Raw genomic sequence first — 16,111 nt, 5'->3', positions numbered from 1 at the left:
CGCAGGCGGCAGCAAGTAAAAATTATTTAGGATTGTTTATGCAACGTAAATCTTTGGATGTCTGGGTCGGCTTGTTCGTCTTGCTGGGAGTGGCGGCATTGATGTTTCTGGCGCTCAAGGCCGGCAATATGAGCTCGCTGTCTTTCAGCAAGACGTATACCATTACTGCCAAGTTCGACAATATTGGCGGTCTCAAGCCGCAGGCGCCCGTCAAGGGCGCTGGCGTGGTGGTGGGGCGCGTGGCGGAGATCCGCTTTGACGACAAGACGTACCAGGCGCTGGTGAAACTCGACATCGAAGATGGCTACAAATTTCCGAAAGACAGCTCGGCCAAGATTTTGACGGCCGGTTTGCTGGGTGAGCAATATATCGGCCTGGAAGCAGGTGGCGATCTGGTGAACCTGGCAGAGGGCGACAAGATCGCCCGTACTCAATCGGCCACAGTGCTGGAAGACCTGATCAATCAGTTCATCTACAGCAAGGCAGCGGAAGGAAAGGACAGCAAATGAGCGAGTCGACCAAGAAATCCCAAGGCAGCCTGGCGCGTATCGGCCTGGCCCTGGCCATCGCCGCCAGCGTGAGCGCTTGCGCCACCGGCACCAATCCGCGCGACCCGCTGGAAGGGTATAACCGCGCCATGTTCAAGTTCAACGACACCGTCGACCAGGTAGCCCTGAAGCCGGTCGCCACCGCTTACAAGAAGGTCACGCCGTCGTTCGTGCAAACGGGCGTGGGTAACTTCTTCGGCAACTTGTCCGACGTGTGGAGCGCCGTGAACAATTTGCTGCAAGGCAAGGGCGAAGCGGGCTTGCAAGATGTCGTGCGCGTCAGCATGAACTCGACCTTCGGCATCCTCGGCTTGATCGACATCGCCTCGCAGGCGGGCATTCCGAAGCATAGTGAAGACTTTGGCCAGACCCTGGGCTGGTATGGCGTCCAGCCAGGTCCGTACGTGATGCTGCCGCTGCTGGGCCCATCGACCATGCGCGACACGGTGGCCCTGCCGCTCGATATCACGGGCGACCCATGGCGCTACAAGGATCCTGCCTCGGTGCGCAATATCGGCACGGTGACGCGCGTGGTCGACAAGCGCGCAGCACTGCTCGACGCGACCAACCTGATGGAAGCGGCCGCGCTGGACCGCTATGAATTCATCCGCGACGGCTACCTGCAGGCGCGAGAAAGCAAGGTTTTCGATGGCGATACGGACCGCCGCGACCGCAAAGTGCCAAAAAACGACAGTAGCGATTATGCGCCGGAGTACGAGGCGAAACCGCAAGCGGCCAGCGACGCCCCGGCGGCCACGGCCGTCGCCGTTGTGGCACCGGCGGACCTCGTAACATCTGGTAGCAATACCGTTGCTTCCGAGGCCAAGCCGCAGGAGTAAACTGCGGTAAAAGAACACCACGGCTGCGATCAACGCCAGCCGGTGCATAGCAAGACCATGAAAGGTAAAACCATGAAATTGATGAAACAATTGCTGGCGATGGCGACCATCGCCTTTGCCACCGCCGCGCAGGCTGCCCCCGCCGTGGAAGCGCCGGACGTATTGGTCAAGCGTATCAGCCAGGACGTGATCGACACGGCCAAGGCTGACAAGGCCATCCAGGCTGGCGATATCAAGCGCGTCACTGAATTGGTGGAAAGCAAGATCTTGCCGTACGTGGATTTCCAGCGCATGACGGCCCTGGCCGCCGGCCGCTTCTGGCGCGATGCCACGCCGGATCAGCAAAAGCAGCTGGCTGCGGAATTTCGTACCTTGCTGATCTACACGTATTCGGGCGCCCTGTCGCAGATCAAGAATGAAACCGTGGAATTCAAGCCACTGCGCGCCGACCCTGGCGATACGGAAGTGGAAGTGCGCTCGCAAGTAAATATGGCGCGCGGTGAACCCGTGCCCCTGAACTACCGCGTGGCGAAAACCCCGTCCGGGTGGAAGATCTATGACATCAACGTGCTCGGCGCGTGGCTGGTGGAAACGTATAAAAGCAGCTTCGCCAGCGAGATCAGCAAGGGTGGCATCGATGGCCTGATCAAGACCCTGGTCGCGAAAAACAAGTCCCTGGCCAGTCGTCCCGCCGTCAAAGCCAAATAATCGGCTATCATATAGCTCCTGACCCAGCTCCAGACCAGCGCAGCCCGACGCCATGCCCGACTCTCTCGACACCTTGCAGTCCCTGACTTCCCTGACCGTGCACAATGCCACCTTGGCATTGGAGCAGGGTCTGGACGCCATCCGCTCGGGCCAGACGAAGTTTGACTTGCGCAACGTCAAGACCGTCGATTCGGCCGCCGTCTCCGTCATGCTGACGTGGCAGCGCGCCGCGCAGGATGCCGGCGCCGTGCTGGAGCTGAAAAACCTGCCGAACAACCTGCAAAACCTCACCAAGCTGTATGGCGTCTGCTCGCTCGTTTCGAGCACTTTGAGCGCCGACGACTGCGCCAGTACCGATGGCCATGCCGAACGCAGCCCGTCCGACCTGCATCATCATTGATCCTGTCCCACTCCCCGCATCAGCAGTAGCTTTCAAGCCGGCAGGCCAGCAGCGCCGCCGGATTGATCCCCAAGTGTTCCACGAATTTTCCAACTATAATTGACTGTTGCGCCATCCTCGCCTGAAGGTGGCACCCTGCACCGGCCTGCCGGCCTGGATGTCTCCGGCAACTGGCGCATCACACCAGACGCATTACACTTGAAACAAGCACATGACCGCAATTCAAATCACGAATGTAGAAAAGAGCTATAAATCGCTGAAGGCGCTGGACGGCGTGTCGCTGGCCATCGAGGAAGGCGAGTTTTTCGGCCTGCTCGGCCCCAATGGCGCCGGCAAGACGACCCTCATTTCCATCATCGCCGGCCTGATACGCCCCGATGCGGGCAGCGTCAAGATCCACGGCCACGATGTGGTCAAGGACTTCCGCAATGCGCGTCGTAACCTGGGCGTGGTGCCGCAGGAGCTGGTGTTCGATCCGTTTTTCACCGTGCGCGAAACTCTGCGTCTGCAATCCGGTTACTTTGGCCTGCCGAACAACGACAAGTGGATCGACGAGGTCATGGAAAACCTCGACCTCACCGGCAAGGCCGACACGAATATGCGCGCGCTGTCCGGCGGCATGAAGCGCCGCGTGCTCGTGGCCCAGGCCCTGGTGCACAAGCCGCCCGTTATCGTGCTCGATGAGCCGACCGCCGGCGTTGACGTGGAACTGCGCCAGACCCTGTGGAAGTTCATCTCGCGGCTGAACCGCGAAGGCGGCCACACGGTCGTGCTGACCACCCACTACCTGGAAGAGGCGCAAGCCATGTGCCAGCGCGTGGCCATGCTGAAAACCGGCAAGGTGGTGGCGCTCGACACCATGTCGGCCCTGATTCGCCGCATCGCCGGCTCGCAGCTGCAGGTGCATCTGAAACACGGCGCCTTGCCGGCCGACCTGCAGCATCTGGTGCTGCACCCGGAAGAACAGCAGGCGTCGAACAAGTTCAGCCTGCGCGTCAACGAATACAGCGAAGTCGAGAACATCCTCGCCCGCCTGCGCGAATCGGGTGCCGAGATCGATGAAATGCAATTGCAACAAGCCGACCTGGAAGATATCTTCTTGCAGATCATGGATAAAGGTACCGTATGATTTCGACAGGATTTCGCACCCTCGTCTATAAAGAGACACTGCGCTTCTGGAAAGTGGCGACGCAAACCGTGGCTGCGCCCGTGCTCACGTCGATGCTCTACCTGCTGGTCTTCGGCCACGTGCTCGACGGCCGCGTGGAGCCTAGCCCCGGCGTCAGCTACACGGCCTTTTTGATTCCCGGCCTGGTGATGATGAGCGTGCTGCAAAACGCGTTTGCCAATTCCTCGTCCTCGCTGATCCAGTCCAAGATCACGGGCAACCTGGTATTCGTGCTGCTGACGCCCCTGTCGCACTGGGAAATCTTCTCGGCGTATGTACTCGCTTCCGTTGCGCGTGGCCTGGCCGTTGGCTTTGGCGTGTTTGCCATCACTTGCTGGTTCGCCGACCTGTCGTTTGTCGCGCCGCTGTGGATCGTCGTCTTCGCCTTCCTGGGCGCCGCCATGCTGGGCACCATGGGCCTGATCGCCGGCATCTGGGCCGAGAAATTCGACCAGTTGGCCGCCTTCCAGAACTTCCTGATCATGCCGGCCACCTTTTTGTCGGGCGTGTTCTATTCGATCCATTCGCTGCCGCCGTTCTGGCAGACGGTGTCGCACCTGAACCCCTTCTTTTACATGATCGACGGCTTCCGCTACGGCTTCTTCGGCGTATCCGACGTCAGCCCGTGGCTCAGTCTTTCCATCGTCGCCGGCTTCCTCGTGATCCTGGCGCTGGCGTCGATCCGCCTGCTGAAAAGCGGTTACAGATTGCGACACTAATTGCGGCGCCATTGATTGCGGCACATCCCATTACTACAATATTCAATATCAAGGACTTATCGTGACCACCACTCCAGAACTGATCCACGGCTATCTGTCGGCCGGCCTCGAATGCACGCACCTCGAAGTGGAGGGCGATGGCCAGCACTTCCAGGCCGTGATCGTCTCGCCAGCGTTTGCCGGCAAGCGTTTGATCGCCCGCCACCAGATCGTCTACGCGGCGCTGGGCGACCGCATGCGCGAGGAAATCCACGCGCTGTCGATGAAAACCCTGACACCCGAAGAATTCCAAGGATAAGCACATGGACAAGCTCCTCATCAACGGCGGCAACCGCCTGAACGGCGACATCGCCATCTCCGGCGCGAAAAACGCCGCCCTGCCCATCCTGTGCGCCGGCTTGCTGACTGCGGGCGACCTGGACCTGACGAACGTGCCGCATTTGCACGACGTGGCCACCATGTTGAAGCTGCTGGGCCAGACGGGCCTGAAAGTGCAGCAGGACGGCGATCGCGTGGTGTTGAACGGCAGCGCCATCACCACCCTGGAAGCGCCGTATGAACTGGTGAAAACCATGCGCGCCTCGATCCTCGTGCTGGGCCCCATGCTGGCGCGCTTCGGCGAAGCCAAGGTCTCGCTGCCGGGCGGCTGCGCCATCGGTTCGCGTCCTGTCGACCAGCACATCAAGGGCCTGGAAGCGCTGGGCGCCGAGATCCGCATCGAGGCGGGCTACATCTACGCCAAGTGCGCCAAGCTGAAAGGCGCGCGCATCGTCACCGACATGATCACTGTCACCGGCACCGAGAACCTGCTGATGGCCGCGACCCTGGCCGAAGGCGAGACCATCCTGGAAAACGCCGCCTGCGAACCGGAAGTGACCGATTTGGCCCACCTGCTGGTGGCCATGGGCGCGAAGATCGACGGCATCGGTACCAGCCGCCTGGTGATACAGGGTGTGGAATCCTTGCACGGTGCCTCGCACGCGGTCATCGCCGACCGCATCGAAACGGGCACCTTCCTGTGCGCCGTGGCGGCCACCGGCGGCGATATCACCCTGCGCAATGTGCGCACCGATATCCTCGACGCGGCGCTCGACAAGCTGCGCGCCATGGGCCTGACGATGACCTTCGGCGCCGACTGGATCCGCGCCGAGATGTCGGCCCGTCCGAACCCCGTCAGCTTCCGTACCACGGAATACCCGGGCTTCCCGACCGACATGCAGGCACAGTTCATGGCCGTGAACACGATTGCCAACGGCGCCAGCCGCGTCACCGAGACGATCTTCGAGAACCGCTACATGCACGTGCAGGAAATGAACCGCCTGGGCGCCGACATTACCATCGAGGGCAACACGGCCATCATCGCCGGCGTCAAGCAGTTGCGCGGCGCACCCGTGATGGCGACCGACCTGCGTGCCTCGGCCTCGCTGGTGATCGCCGCCCTGGCGGCCGACGGCGAAACGCTGATCGACCGCATCTATCACCTCGATCGCGGCTACGACCGCATGGAAGTGAAGCTGTCCGCCGTAGGTGCCAACATCGTACGTATTAAATAACAAGGAATGAGCATGAACGGATCGAACAACGGTGACAGCTCCCAGCTGATCCTGGCGCTCTCGAAAGGCCGCATTTTTGAGGACACCATGCCGCTGCTGGAAGCGGCCGGCATCAAGGTGCTGGAAAACCCGGAGACCTCGCGCAAGCTGATTTTGGCCACCAACGATCCGAACGTGCGCGTCATCATCGTGCGCGCCAGCGACGTGCCGACGTATGTGCAGTACGGCGCGGCCGATTTCGGCGTGGCGGGAAAGGATGTCTTGCTCGAGCACGGCGGTGAAGGGCTGTACCAGCCGATCGACCTGAATATTGCGTCCTGCCGCATGTCGGTGGCGGTGCAGGCCGGTTTTGACTACGAAAAGGCCGTGCACCAGGGCGCGCGTCTGCGCGTGGCCACCAAGTTCGTGCACACGGCGCGCGAGCATTTCGCCGCCAAGGGCGTGCACGTCGACCTGATCAAGCTGTATGGTTCGATGGAGCTGGCGCCGCTGGTCGGCCTGTCCGACGCCATCGTCGACCTGGTCAGCACGGGCAGCACTCTGCGCGCGAACAATCTCGTCGAGGTCGAGCACATCATGGAAATTTCGTCGCGCCTGGTGGTCAACCAGGCTGCGCTCAAGCTCAAGCGCGAGCGCTTGCAGCCGATTATCGAGGCGTTTGAACGCGCCTCGCAAGCCTAGACACCTTCAGTAGCAGAAAGCCGATTATGCCGATACAGATACGCAAGCTCGATTCCAGCCAGGATGGTTTCCAACAATCGCTCGATACGCTGCTGGCGTTCGAGGCGGGCACCGATGCGGCGATTGAAACGTCGGTTGCCAGCATCCTGGCCGATGTGAAAACGCGCGGCGACGCCGCTGTACTGGAATACACCAACCGTTTCGACCGCATCCCGCATGGCGGCGCGGCAGAAATGGCGGCCTTTGATATTTCGCAGGCCGAATTGCAGGCGGCCCTGAACGGTTTGCCATCGGCCCAGCGCGAGGCGCTGCAGATCGCCGCGCAGCGCATCCGCGCCTTCCACGAACGCCAGCGCGAGGAATTGCGCGGGTTTAGCTACACCGAGCCCGATGGCACGGTGCTGGGGCAGAAGATCACGCCGCTGGACCGGGTCGGCATCTACGTCCCGGGCGGCAAGGCAGCGTATCCGTCGTCCGTGCTGATGAATGCCATTCCCGCGCATGTGGCGGGCGTAGGCGAAATCATCATGGTGGTGCCGACGCCCGATGGCGTGAAAAACCAGATGGTGCTGGCCGCCGCCGCGATTGCCGGCGTGACGCGCGTGATCACCATCGGTGGCGCGCAAGCGGTCGGCGCGCTGGCTTACGGCACGCAGACGATTGCCGCCGTCGATAAAATCGTCGGCCCCGGCAACGCCTATGTGGCCGCCGCCAAGCGCCGCGTGTTCGGCATCGTCGGCATCGACATGATCGCCGGGCCGTCCGAAATCCTGGTGCTGTGCGATGGCACGACGGACCCGGACTGGGTCGCGATGGACCTGTTTTCGCAGGCCGAGCACGACGAGCTGGCGCAGGCGATTCTGCTGTGCCCGGACGCTGACTACATCGCCCAAGTCGAAGAGAGCATCGCCAAGCTGCTGTCGACGATGCCGCGCCAGGCCACCATCAGCACTTCGCTGCAGGACAGGGGCGCGCTGATCAAGGTGCGCAGCATGCAAGAAGCGTGTGAAATCGCCAATGCCATCGCGGCGGAACACCTGGAAATCTCGGCGGAAAACCCGCAGCAGTGGGCCGAGCAGATCCGCCACGCGGGCGCCATGTTCCTGGGCCGCTTTTCGTCCGAATCGCTGGGCGATTATTGCTGCGGCCCCAATCACGTGCTGCCGACCTCGCGCACGGCGCGTTTCTCATCGCCGCTGGGCGTGTACGACTTCCAGAAGCGTTCGTCCATCATTCACGTGAGCGAAGCGGGTGCGCAAACCCTGGGCCGTGTCGCCGCCACGCTGGCGTATGGCGAAGGCTTGCAAGCGCACGCGCGCAGCGCCGAACTGCGTTTGAAGCCGCAGCCATGACGAATATGGCGGAGCGGCCGGACTGGGTCAACCGGGTGTATTGCGAGGACGCGCTGGCGGGGCTGGCGCGCATTCCCGATGCTTCCGTGGACCTGATCCTGACCGATCCGCCGTACAACCTGGGCAAGGATTACGGCAATGCCTCGGACCAGCAGTCGGTGGCCGACTACCTGCGCTGGACGGAGGAGTGGATCGATGCGGCGCTGCCCAAGCTGAAAGCCAACGGCAGCCTGTATATCTTTTTGACCTGGCGTTACTCGCCGGAGATCTTCGTCATGCTGAAGCAGCGCATGGCGATGATGAATGAAATCATCTGGGACCGCCGCGTGCCGTCCATGGGCGGCAGCGTGCGCAGCTTTTCATCGGTGCACGACACCATCGGCTTCTTCGTCAAGCGCAAGGATTACTACTTCGACCTTGACGCGGTGCGCATCGCCTACGACGCGGCCACCAAGAAAGCCCGTTCGCGTTCGATCTTCATCGGCGCGAAATGGCTGGAAGTGGGTTACAACCCGAAAGACTTGTGGAGCGTGTCGCGCCTGCACAAGGAACACCCGGAGCGGGCCGACCACCCGACGCAAAAGCCGCTCGAAATCATCGAGCGCATGCTCAAGGCTTCGTGCCCGCCCGGCGGCGTGGTGCTCGACCTGTTCATGGGCAGCGGCACCACGGCACTGGCGGCGAAGCGCTGTGGGCGCGATTTCGTCGGCTTTGAGCTGAACCCCGATTACTGCGCCATCATCGAGCAGCGGCTGGCCGCATTGGCGCAGGAACTGGCGACACCGGCCGCGCCGAAGCCCGCCAAGGCGGCTGCGAAGAAGCCGGCGGCTGTCAAGAAGCCGGCCGCCGTGAAGAAGCCGCCTGCCGTCAAAAAAGCGCCGGCGCGCAAGGCGCGCAGTAGCGCCGTGCCGGAAGACGTCGTCATTTAGTCTCCATTTAATTTCATCAGGAGTGTTTGCAGCATGTCTTTCCTCGATCAGTTAATCAGCAACACCGTGCGCTCCGATGTGCGGGCCGTCAAAAGCTACCAGGTGGCCGATGCCAGCGGCTACATCAAGCTCGATGCGATGGAAAACCCGTATCCGCTGCCGCAGCATTTGCGCGAGGAACTGGGCGCGCGCCTGGCCGGCGTGGCGCTGAACCGCTATCCGCCATCCTATGCCAGCCTGCAGGCAGCCATCTGCGAGAAACTCGGCGTGCCCGCCGGCTATGACGTCATGCTGGGCAACGGCTCCGATGAACTCATTTCCATCCTGGCGATGGCTTGCGCCCACCAGGAAGTGGGCAAGCGCGCCGTGCTGCTGGCGCCCGTGCCGGCCTTCGTCATGTATGCGCGCTCGGCGCAGTTTGCCGGCATGGATTTCGTCGGCGTGCCCCTGCAGGCCGACTTCAGCCTGGATATGCCGGCCATGCTGGCGGCCATCGAAGAGCACCGCCCGGCGCTGGTGTTTCTCGCGTATCCGAACAACCCGACGGGCAACCTGTTTGCCAGCGCCGACATCGAGCGCATCCTGGCCGCCCTCGGCGACACGGGCATCGCCGTCGTCGACGAAGCCTACGAGCCGTTCGCGCAGCACAGCTTCATGGGCCGCCTGCCCGAGTTCGAGAACCTGGTGGTGATGCGCACCGTGTCGAAACTGGGCCTGGCCGGCATCCGCCTCGGCTATATGTCCGCCGCGCCGGCCCTGCTGGCGCAATTTGAAAAAGTGCGCCCGCCCTACAATGTGAATGTGCTGACGCAGGCGGCGGCCGAATTCGCGCTCGCGCATCTCGACGTGTTGAATGCGCAGGCGGATCTGCTCAACAGCGCGCGCGACGAGCTGGCGCTGCGCCTGGCGGAATTGCCCGGCGTGACCGTATTTCCCTCGAAGGCAAATTTTCTTCTGATTCGTGTGGCTGATTCCGACGATGTTTGTGCAAAACTGCTTGCCCGCAGGGTTTTAATTAAAAATATGAGTAAAATGCATGCTGCGCTGGCCAATTGCCTGCGCATCAGCGTCAGCACCCCGGAAGAGAATTCCCTTTTTTACGATGCCTTCAAGGCATCCCTCGTTTAGCCTATCGCCAGAGCCTCCCATGAACCGCACCGCAGAAATCACGCGCAACACCAATGAGACGCAAGTTCGCGTCGCCCTCAACCTGGACGGCACCGGCCAGCAAAAGCTGAACACCGGCGTGCCCTTCCTCGACCATATGCTGGACCAGATCGCCCGCCACGGCTTGATCGACCTGGATATCGAAGCGACGGGCGACGTGCATATCGACAACCACCATACGGTGGAAGACGTCGGCATCACCCTGGGCATGGCCGTGGCCAAGGCCATCGGCGACAAGAAGGGCATCCGCCGCTACGGCCATGCGTATGTGCCGCTGGACGAGGCGCTGTCGCGCGTGGTGCTCGATTTCTCGGGCCGTCCTGGCATCGAATACCACATTCCGTTTACGCGTGCCATGATCGCCGGCTTCGACGTCGACCTGACGCTGGAATTTTTCCGCGGCTTCGTCAACCATGCGGGCGTGACATTACATATCGACAACCTGCGCGGCACGAATGCCCACCACCAGTGCGAAACCGTGTTCAAGGCCTTTGGCCGCGCGCTGCGCATGGCTGCCGAGCTCGACGAGCGTGCGGCCGGCATCATTCCATCGACCAAGGGCAGCCTGTAAGCGCCCGCGAACCACTGTAGATTCCGAGATCAAACATGAATAAAATTGTGGTGGTGGATTACGGCATGGGCAACCTGCGCTCGGTGGCGCAAGCGCTGCGTGCCGTGGCGCCGGAAGCCGACGTGCGCATTTCCGGCACGGTAGAAGACATCGACAGCGCCGACCGCATCGTCTTGCCGGGCCAGGGTGCCATGCCGGACTGCATGCGCAGCCTGCGCGAATCGGGCGTGCTCGAAGCGCTGCTGCGCGCCGCCGACAGCAAGCCCGTGCTGGGCGTGTGCATCGGCGAGCAAATGCTGTTCGATGGCAGCGAAGAGGGCGATGCGGCCGGCCTGGGCTTGTTGCCAGGCAAAGTCGTGCGCTTCCAGCTCGACGGCCAGGTGCAGGAAGACGGCTCGCGCTTCAAGGTGCCGCAAATGGGCTGGAACCAAGTGCGGCAAACGGCACCCCATGTGATGTGGGATGGCATCGCCGACAACGCATATTTTTACTTTGTGCACAGCTATTTTGCTCAACCTCAAGAGGCGGCGCACACGGTGGGCGAGACTGTCTATGGCGCGCCGTTCGCTTGCGCCGTCGCCCGTGATAATATTTTCGCGACACAGTTTCACCCTGAAAAAAGTGCTGCCGCTGGCTTGCAGCTGTACAAGAACTTCGTTCACTGGCAACCTTAACGTTAGCTCTCCGGCTTTTTCCGCCTCCCACTCACTTTTAAACCACACTGACCATGCTGCTTATTCCCGCCATCGACCTGAAAGACGGTCACTGCGTACGCCTGAAACAAGGTGATATGGAACTTGCCACCGTATTTTCCGAAGACCCGGCCGACATGGCCCGCCATTGGCTGATGCAAGGCGCGCGCCGGCTGCACCTGGTCGACCTGAACGGCGCCTTTGCCGGCAAGCCGAAGAACGAAGGCGCCGTGAAGGCCATCCTGAAGGCAGTGCAGGATTTCGCCGTGGAAAACGACATCGAGGAAATCCCCGTGCAGCTGGGCGGCGGCATCCGTGATCTCGACACCATCGAGCGCTACCTCGACGCCGGCATCACCTACATCATCATCGGCACGGCGGCCGTGAAAAGCCCCGGCTTCCTGCACGATGCCTGCGGCGCCTTCCCGGGCCACATCATCGTCGGCCTCGATGCCAAGGATGGCAAAGTGGCAACGGATGGCTGGAGCAAGATGTCGGGCCACGAAGTGATCGACCTGGCGAAAAAATTCGAAGCCTACGGCGTCGAATCCATCATCTACACGGACATCGGCCGCGACGGCATGATGGGCGGCATCAACATCGAAGCCACCGTCAAGCTGGCGCAAGCCGTCAAGATCCCCGTCATCGCCTCGGGCGGCCTGCACAATATCGGCGACGTGGAAGCGCTGTGCGCGGTCCAGGCCGAAGGCATCGAAGGCGTGATCTGCGGCCGTTCCATCTATGAAGGCACGATCGACCTGGCGCAGGCGCAAGAACGCGCCGACGAACTGACCGACGCCGCCGTTTAAGCCTGCCGGCCGGGGCGCGCCTGCGCGTGCCCTGGCCTGGCGACAATCTGGATACCATCATGCTTGCAAAACGTATCATCCCCTGCCTCGACGTGACCAATGGCCGCGTCGTCAAAGGCGTCAATTTCACGGAATTGCGCGACGCCGGCGACCCGGTGGAAATTGCCCGCCGTTATGACGAGCAGGGCGCCGATGAAATCACTTTCCTCGACATTACCGCGTCCAGCGACAACCGCGGCCTGATCTTCGACATCATCGAAGCCGTGGCGTCGCAAGTGTTCATTCCGCTGACCGTGGGCGGCGGCGTGCGCGTGGTGGAAGACGTGCGCCGGCTGCTCAACGCGGGCGCCGACAAGGTCAGCATCAACACCTCGGCCGTGACGAACCCGCAACTGGTGTTTGAGGCATCGCAAAAGCACGGCTCGCAATGCATCGTCGTGGCCATCGACGCCAAGCAGGTGTCGCCCGGCAAGTGGGAAGTGTTTACCCATGGCGGGCGTACTGCCACCGGTCTCGATGCGTTCGAGTGGGCGCGTAAAATGGAGAGTCTGGGCGCCGGAGAAATCTTGCTCACCAGCATGGACCGCGACGGCACCAAGGTCGGCTTCGACCTGGGCTTGACGCGCGGCGTGTCGGACGCCGTCAGCATTCCCGTGATCGCCTCGGGCGGCGTGGGCGGCTTGCAAGACCTGGTCGACGGCATCAAGGTGGGCCGCGCGGATGCCGTGCTGGCCGCCAGCATCTTCCATTATGGCCAGCACACGGTACAGGAAGCCAAGCGTTTCATGGCGCAGCAGGGCATTCCTATGCGCCTGGCGTAAAGTAAATACAAGCAGGATAGAAGAACATGCAAAACGGAACCATCGTAGCAAGCAATGCCAAATGGCTGAAAAAGGTCAAATGGGACGAGCACGGCCTGGTGCCCGTGATCGCGCAGGAAGCGGGCAGCAATGACGTGCTGATGTTCGCCTGGATGAACCGCGACGCGCTGGCGCGCACGGTGGAGCTGGGCGAGGCCGTGTACTGGAGCCGTTCGCGCAAGAAGCTCTGGCACAAGGGCGAAGAATCGGGCCACACGCAAAAGGTACTGGAAATCCGCCTCGATTGCGACGAAGACGTGGTCTTGCTGAAAATCGAGCAAGCCGGCGGCATCGCCTGCCATACGGGCCGCCATTCGTGCTTCTTCCAGAAATTCGAAGGCGACGAAAAAACGGGCGAATGGCACATCACCGAGCCCGTCCTGAAAGACCCTGACACGATTTACGCTGAAAGCAAGAGCAAATGAGTGAAACCTTGAAGCGCCTGGCGGCCGTGATCGAATCGCGCAAGCTGGCCAACGGCGGCGACCCTGCCACTTCCTATGTCGCGCGCCTGTTTGCCAAGGGTGATGATGCCATCTTGAAAAAAATCGGCGAAGAAGCGACGGAAACGGTGATGGCGGCCAAGGATGCGCGGCGCGACAATGATCCCTCGAAGGTCTTGTATGAATGCGCCGACCTGTGGTTTCATTCGCTGGTGATGCTGGCGCAGTTCGACCTGACGCCGCAGCAGGTGCTCGACGAGCTGGCGCGCCGCGAAGGCTTGTCCGGCCTCGAAGAAAAGGCGGCACGCAAGGATGAGCTGCGCGACGCCGGCGAAACCGACAAACACTGACCTACTGGAGCGTGCGTGGATAACTGTATTTTTTGCAAGATTGCCGCAAAACAAATTCCTTCTTCCATCGTGTATGAAGACGACGACTTGCTGGCCTTCAAGGACATCAACCCGGCCGCCCCCGTGCATCTGCTGTTGATTCCGAAGCGCCACGTGGCCAGCCTGTCGGACTGCGACGACAGCCATACGGAGATGCTGGGCAAGCTGCTGCGCCTGGCGCCGAAGCTCGCTGCCGAGTTCGGCTGCGCCGTCACGTATGAAGCCGATGGCACGCCAGCCGGCGGCTTCAAGACCATGATCAACAGCGGCCCGAATGGCGGGCAAGAGGTGTATCACCTGCACATGCATGTGTACGGCGGTCCCCGCCCCTGGCGCGGCCAGCACTGATTTCGCCGTGCGCCGGGTTCGCGTGTATACTACCGGCATTGGTTGACGCTATTCGGGCACCGGCCCGCAAGGAGAATGTGATGGGTTCATTGAGTATTTGGCACTGGCTGATCGTTCTGGTCATTGTGATGCTGGTCTTCGGCACCAAGAAACTGGGCAATATCGGCGGTGATATCGGCAAGGCCGTCAAAGGCTTCAAGGATGGCGTCAAGGGCGACGACGATGCTCCGGCAGCCAATACCCCTCCTGCTGCGCCATCGCAAGTGGCCGACAAAAGCACCATCGACGTCGAGACGAAAGAGAAAAGCAAGTTCTGATAGCGTGGCGGGGCGCTTGCCTCGCCCGGTAACAGCCCTTGTCCGCTTATGATCGATCTCGGTCTCTCTAAAATCGCCATCATCGGCGTGGTTGCGTTGATAGTCATCGGCCCTGAAAAGTTGCCGAGAGTAGCGCGCATGGCCGGTACCTTGTATGGCCGCGCGCAACGCTACCTGAACCAGGTGAAATCCGAAGTCACGCGTGAAATTGAACTGGAAGAGCTGAAAAACCTGCAGAAAGAAGTGCAGGATGCGGCCCATTCCGTCAAACAAAGCGTGGAGAAATCCATGCATGGCGTGGAAAACTCGATCTCCGGCAACCTGGCCGAGGTGGAAAATGCCTGGCGCGGCGATTCCAGCTCCTATGATGGGCATCACGATGCCCATGAAGCCATGCTGCACGCCACCAATGATGACCTGGCCCGCAAGGCACGCGAATTCCGCCGCAAAAAGCTGGTGCGCAATTCCGCCATCCCTGGCTGGTACAAGCAGCGCCACGGCGGCAAGCTGCACGTGCAGTCGGCGGCCGCCCGCGTGGCGCGCTTTCGTCCGCGCGCCAGTTCGTCTTCCTTTTACTCATGAGTAGCAAAGCCCCGGTGGAAGAAACCTTTATCTCGCATCTGGTCGAGCTGCGCAATCGCCTGGTCAAGGCCTCGATTGGCTTTGCCATCGTCTGCGGCATCCTGTTTTACTGGCCGGGTGCTTCGCACATTTATGACTTCATCGCCGCGCCCATGCTCGCTTCGCTGCCGGCCGGCTCGAAACTGATCGCTACCGGCGTGGTGTCGCCGTTCCTGATTCCCATGAAGGTGACCTTGCTGCTTGGCTTCATCGTCTCGCTGCCGTGGGTGCTGTATCAGATGTGGGCGTTTATCGCTCCCGGCCTGTACACGCATGAAAAGCGGCTGATCGCGCCGCTGGTGATTTCGTCGTCGCTGCTGTTCATCGCCGGCGTGGCTTTCTGCTATTTCTTCGTCTTTGGCCGCGTGTTTCACTTCATTAGCAATTTCGCGCCCTCCTCGATCGCCGTCACGCCCGATATCGAAAACTACCTCGATTTCGTCATGTCGATGTGCCTGGCCTTTGGCGCCACGTTCGAAGTGCCCGTGGTGGTGGTGATCCTGGTGCGCATGGGACTGGTTTCTGTTGCCAAGCTCAAGGAAGTACGCCCCTACGTCATCGTTGGCGCCTTCGTCATCGCCGCCATCGTTACGCCGCCGGACGTGGTCAGCCAGTTCTCGCTGGCCGTCCCCATGTGGCTGCTGTTCGAGCTGGGCCTGCTGGTGGCGCCCGTCTTTGTCAGGGCAACCCAGGCGCCGGAAGAAGCGTCCTAGACGCGCAAGCACACTGGCAAAAGCCGCTGACCTCCCCCCGGGAGCAGCGGCTTTTTTATTGCGCAGTCGCTTGGTGAGTGCTTACTGCCGCATCTGCTTTCTGAGGATGCCAAGGTTGAGCAAAACCAAGGTGCTCATCATCCAGTACACGTGTTTCATGTTCGGCATATGCATGGATGCTCCCCACTCCCAACCTGGCAGAAAAATCGGCAATTGCCAGTGAGGAGTACGGTGGCGCCTGCCTTCCCAAGAGCGTAATGGATTGGGACGCTGGTGCTTTGCGG

At 61.4% G+C, this 16,111-nt stretch carries 22 protein-coding genes; all 22 read left to right on the top strand.

Annotated features, from left to right (window positions below):
* Nucleotides 1–38: 38 nt before the first annotated feature.
* The 22 genes from mlaD (at nt 39) to tatC (ending at nt 15,827) form a co-directional block, all read left to right on the top strand.
* A complete protein-coding gene (mlaD, locus tag K0F85_RS22265; protein WP_219118108.1) occupies nt 39–509 on the top strand; it encodes an outer membrane lipid asymmetry maintenance protein MlaD in 471 nt (156 codons plus the stop codon).
* Nucleotides 506–1,387, top strand: coding sequence for a VacJ family lipoprotein (locus tag K0F85_RS22260; RefSeq protein WP_219118107.1), 882 nt, complete (start codon nt 506–508; stop codon nt 1,385–1,387). The genes mlaD and K0F85_RS22260 overlap by 4 nt, the downstream gene beginning before the upstream one ends.
* Nucleotides 1,388–1,459: 72 nt before the next feature.
* Nucleotides 1,460–2,095, top strand: a complete 636-nt coding sequence (locus K0F85_RS22255) for a phospholipid-binding protein MlaC (protein ID WP_219118106.1) — start codon at nt 1,460–1,462, stop codon at nt 2,093–2,095.
* 52 nt (nt 2,096–2,147) lie between these two features.
* Nucleotides 2,148–2,495 (top strand): lipid asymmetry maintenance protein MlaB, encoded by a 348-nt coding sequence (locus K0F85_RS22250; RefSeq protein WP_219118105.1) that lies wholly within the window; start codon nt 2,148–2,150, stop codon nt 2,493–2,495.
* A 211-nt stretch (nt 2,496–2,706) separates the two neighbouring features.
* Entirely contained in the window at nt 2,707–3,624 is a 918-nt protein-coding gene (locus tag K0F85_RS22245; RefSeq protein WP_219118104.1) for an ABC transporter ATP-binding protein, read from the top strand.
* The gene (locus tag K0F85_RS22240) at nt 3,621–4,382 is read left to right on the top strand and encodes an ABC transporter permease (RefSeq protein ID WP_099379209.1); all 762 of its coding nucleotides are present in this window, start codon (nt 3,621–3,623) and stop codon (nt 4,380–4,382) included. Before K0F85_RS22245 ends, K0F85_RS22240 begins: the two co-directional genes overlap by 4 nt.
* 61 nt (nt 4,383–4,443) lie before the next feature.
* Complete coding sequence (locus K0F85_RS22235; RefSeq protein WP_010402134.1) at nt 4,444–4,680, top strand: BolA family protein; 237 nt, start codon at nt 4,444–4,446, stop codon at nt 4,678–4,680.
* 4 nt (nt 4,681–4,684) lie between these two features.
* Entirely contained in the window at nt 4,685–5,935 is a 1,251-nt protein-coding gene (murA, locus tag K0F85_RS22230) for a UDP-N-acetylglucosamine 1-carboxyvinyltransferase (RefSeq protein ID WP_219118103.1), read from the top strand.
* A gap of 6 nt (nt 5,936–5,941) precedes the next feature.
* The gene (gene hisG, locus K0F85_RS22225; protein WP_180977395.1) at nt 5,942–6,616 is read left to right on the top strand and encodes an ATP phosphoribosyltransferase; all 675 of its coding nucleotides are present in this window, start codon (nt 5,942–5,944) and stop codon (nt 6,614–6,616) included.
* A gap of 26 nt (nt 6,617–6,642) precedes the next feature.
* Nucleotides 6,643–7,968, top strand: a complete 1,326-nt coding sequence (hisD, locus tag K0F85_RS22220) for a histidinol dehydrogenase (protein WP_219118102.1) — start codon at nt 6,643–6,645, stop codon at nt 7,966–7,968.
* Nucleotides 7,965–8,897 carry a site-specific DNA-methyltransferase gene (locus K0F85_RS22215; protein ID WP_374198774.1) on the top strand — a complete coding sequence of 311 codons (933 nt, stop codon included), beginning with the start codon at nt 7,965–7,967 and terminating at the stop codon, nt 8,895–8,897. Before hisD ends, K0F85_RS22215 begins: the two co-directional genes overlap by 4 nt.
* A 33-nt stretch (nt 8,898–8,930) precedes the next feature.
* Nucleotides 8,931–10,025 (top strand): histidinol-phosphate transaminase, encoded by a 1,095-nt coding sequence (hisC, locus tag K0F85_RS22210; protein WP_219118101.1) that lies wholly within the window; start codon nt 8,931–8,933, stop codon nt 10,023–10,025.
* A 19-nt stretch (nt 10,026–10,044) separates the two neighbouring features.
* Entirely contained in the window at nt 10,045–10,635 is a 591-nt protein-coding gene (hisB, locus tag K0F85_RS22205; RefSeq protein ID WP_010402123.1) for an imidazoleglycerol-phosphate dehydratase HisB, read from the top strand.
* A 35-nt stretch (nt 10,636–10,670) separates the two neighbouring features.
* Nucleotides 10,671–11,309, top strand: coding sequence for an imidazole glycerol phosphate synthase subunit HisH (gene hisH, locus K0F85_RS22200; protein WP_219118100.1), 639 nt, complete (start codon nt 10,671–10,673; stop codon nt 11,307–11,309).
* A 53-nt stretch (nt 11,310–11,362) separates the two neighbouring features.
* The gene (hisA, locus tag K0F85_RS22195) at nt 11,363–12,136 is read left to right on the top strand and encodes a 1-(5-phosphoribosyl)-5-[(5-phosphoribosylamino)methylideneamino]imidazole-4-carboxamide isomerase (protein ID WP_101483221.1); all 774 of its coding nucleotides are present in this window, start codon (nt 11,363–11,365) and stop codon (nt 12,134–12,136) included.
* A 59-nt stretch (nt 12,137–12,195) separates the two neighbouring features.
* Nucleotides 12,196–12,957, top strand: coding sequence for an imidazole glycerol phosphate synthase subunit HisF (hisF, locus tag K0F85_RS22190; protein WP_070219637.1), 762 nt, complete (start codon nt 12,196–12,198; stop codon nt 12,955–12,957).
* 26 nt (nt 12,958–12,983) lie between these two features.
* Entirely contained in the window at nt 12,984–13,421 is a 438-nt protein-coding gene (gene hisI / locus K0F85_RS22185) for a phosphoribosyl-AMP cyclohydrolase (protein ID WP_219118099.1), read from the top strand.
* Nucleotides 13,418–13,789: a phosphoribosyl-ATP diphosphatase gene (locus K0F85_RS22180; RefSeq protein ID WP_034753849.1), complete on the top strand. Its 372-nt coding sequence runs from the start codon at nt 13,418–13,420 to the stop codon at nt 13,787–13,789. Before hisI ends, K0F85_RS22180 begins: the two co-directional genes overlap by 4 nt.
* A gap of 15 nt (nt 13,790–13,804) precedes the next feature.
* Nucleotides 13,805–14,176: a histidine triad nucleotide-binding protein gene (locus K0F85_RS22175; RefSeq protein ID WP_219118098.1), complete on the top strand. Its 372-nt coding sequence runs from the start codon at nt 13,805–13,807 to the stop codon at nt 14,174–14,176.
* An 80-nt stretch (nt 14,177–14,256) separates the two neighbouring features.
* Entirely contained in the window at nt 14,257–14,493 is a 237-nt protein-coding gene (gene tatA, locus K0F85_RS22170) for a Sec-independent protein translocase subunit TatA (RefSeq protein ID WP_219118097.1), read from the top strand.
* 48 nt (nt 14,494–14,541) lie between these two features.
* Nucleotides 14,542–15,075, top strand: a complete 534-nt coding sequence (tatB, locus tag K0F85_RS22165) for a Sec-independent protein translocase protein TatB (RefSeq protein WP_219118096.1) — start codon at nt 14,542–14,544, stop codon at nt 15,073–15,075.
* On the top strand, nt 15,072–15,827 hold the full coding sequence (gene tatC, locus K0F85_RS22160) for a twin-arginine translocase subunit TatC (RefSeq protein ID WP_219118095.1): 756 nt from the start codon (nt 15,072–15,074) through the stop codon (nt 15,825–15,827). The genes tatB and tatC overlap by 4 nt, the downstream gene beginning before the upstream one ends.
* Nucleotides 15,828–16,111 lie beyond the last annotated feature (284 nt).

Origin of the sequence: Janthinobacterium sp. UMAB-56 (genome assembly GCF_900095265.1) — a bacterium.
In the GTDB taxonomy this organism is placed as follows: Bacteria; Pseudomonadota; Gammaproteobacteria; order Burkholderiales; family Burkholderiaceae_D; genus Janthinobacterium.
This window is presented reverse-complemented; position numbering and strand designations above follow the sequence as displayed.

Excerpts from the sequence above, each read along its gene's own strand:
- mlaD (WP_219118108.1), top strand. The coding sequence starts at position 39 with ATGCAACGTAAATCTTTGGATGTCTGGGTCGGCTTGTTCGTCTTGCTG.
- K0F85_RS22260 (WP_219118107.1), top strand. The coding sequence starts at position 506 with ATGAGCGAGTCGACCAAGAAATCCCAAGGCAGCCTGGCGCGTATCGGC.
- K0F85_RS22255 (WP_219118106.1), top strand. The coding sequence starts at position 1,460 with ATGAAATTGATGAAACAATTGCTGGCGATGGCGACCATCGCCTTTGCC.
- K0F85_RS22250 (WP_219118105.1), top strand. The coding sequence starts at position 2,148 with ATGCCCGACTCTCTCGACACCTTGCAGTCCCTGACTTCCCTGACCGTG.
- K0F85_RS22245 (WP_219118104.1), top strand. The coding sequence starts at position 2,707 with ATGACCGCAATTCAAATCACGAATGTAGAAAAGAGCTATAAATCGCTG.
- K0F85_RS22240 (WP_099379209.1), top strand. The coding sequence starts at position 3,621 with ATGATTTCGACAGGATTTCGCACCCTCGTCTATAAAGAGACACTGCGC.
- murA (WP_219118103.1), top strand. The coding sequence starts at position 4,685 with ATGGACAAGCTCCTCATCAACGGCGGCAACCGCCTGAACGGCGACATC.
- hisG (WP_180977395.1), top strand. The coding sequence starts at position 5,942 with ATGAGCATGAACGGATCGAACAACGGTGACAGCTCCCAGCTGATCCTG.
- hisD (WP_219118102.1), top strand. The coding sequence starts at position 6,643 with ATGCCGATACAGATACGCAAGCTCGATTCCAGCCAGGATGGTTTCCAA.
- K0F85_RS22215 (WP_374198774.1), top strand. The coding sequence starts at position 7,965 with ATGACGAATATGGCGGAGCGGCCGGACTGGGTCAACCGGGTGTATTGC.
- hisC (WP_219118101.1), top strand. The coding sequence starts at position 8,931 with ATGTCTTTCCTCGATCAGTTAATCAGCAACACCGTGCGCTCCGATGTG.
- hisB (WP_010402123.1), top strand. The coding sequence starts at position 10,045 with ATGAACCGCACCGCAGAAATCACGCGCAACACCAATGAGACGCAAGTT.
- hisH (WP_219118100.1), top strand. The coding sequence starts at position 10,671 with ATGAATAAAATTGTGGTGGTGGATTACGGCATGGGCAACCTGCGCTCG.
- hisA (WP_101483221.1), top strand. The coding sequence starts at position 11,363 with ATGCTGCTTATTCCCGCCATCGACCTGAAAGACGGTCACTGCGTACGC.
- hisF (WP_070219637.1), top strand. The coding sequence starts at position 12,196 with ATGCTTGCAAAACGTATCATCCCCTGCCTCGACGTGACCAATGGCCGC.
- hisI (WP_219118099.1), top strand. The coding sequence starts at position 12,984 with ATGCAAAACGGAACCATCGTAGCAAGCAATGCCAAATGGCTGAAAAAG.
- K0F85_RS22180 (WP_034753849.1), top strand. The coding sequence starts at position 13,418 with ATGAGTGAAACCTTGAAGCGCCTGGCGGCCGTGATCGAATCGCGCAAG.
- tatA (WP_219118097.1), top strand. The coding sequence starts at position 14,257 with ATGGGTTCATTGAGTATTTGGCACTGGCTGATCGTTCTGGTCATTGTG.
- tatB (WP_219118096.1), top strand. The coding sequence starts at position 14,542 with ATGATCGATCTCGGTCTCTCTAAAATCGCCATCATCGGCGTGGTTGCG.
- tatC (WP_219118095.1), top strand. The coding sequence starts at position 15,072 with ATGAGTAGCAAAGCCCCGGTGGAAGAAACCTTTATCTCGCATCTGGTC.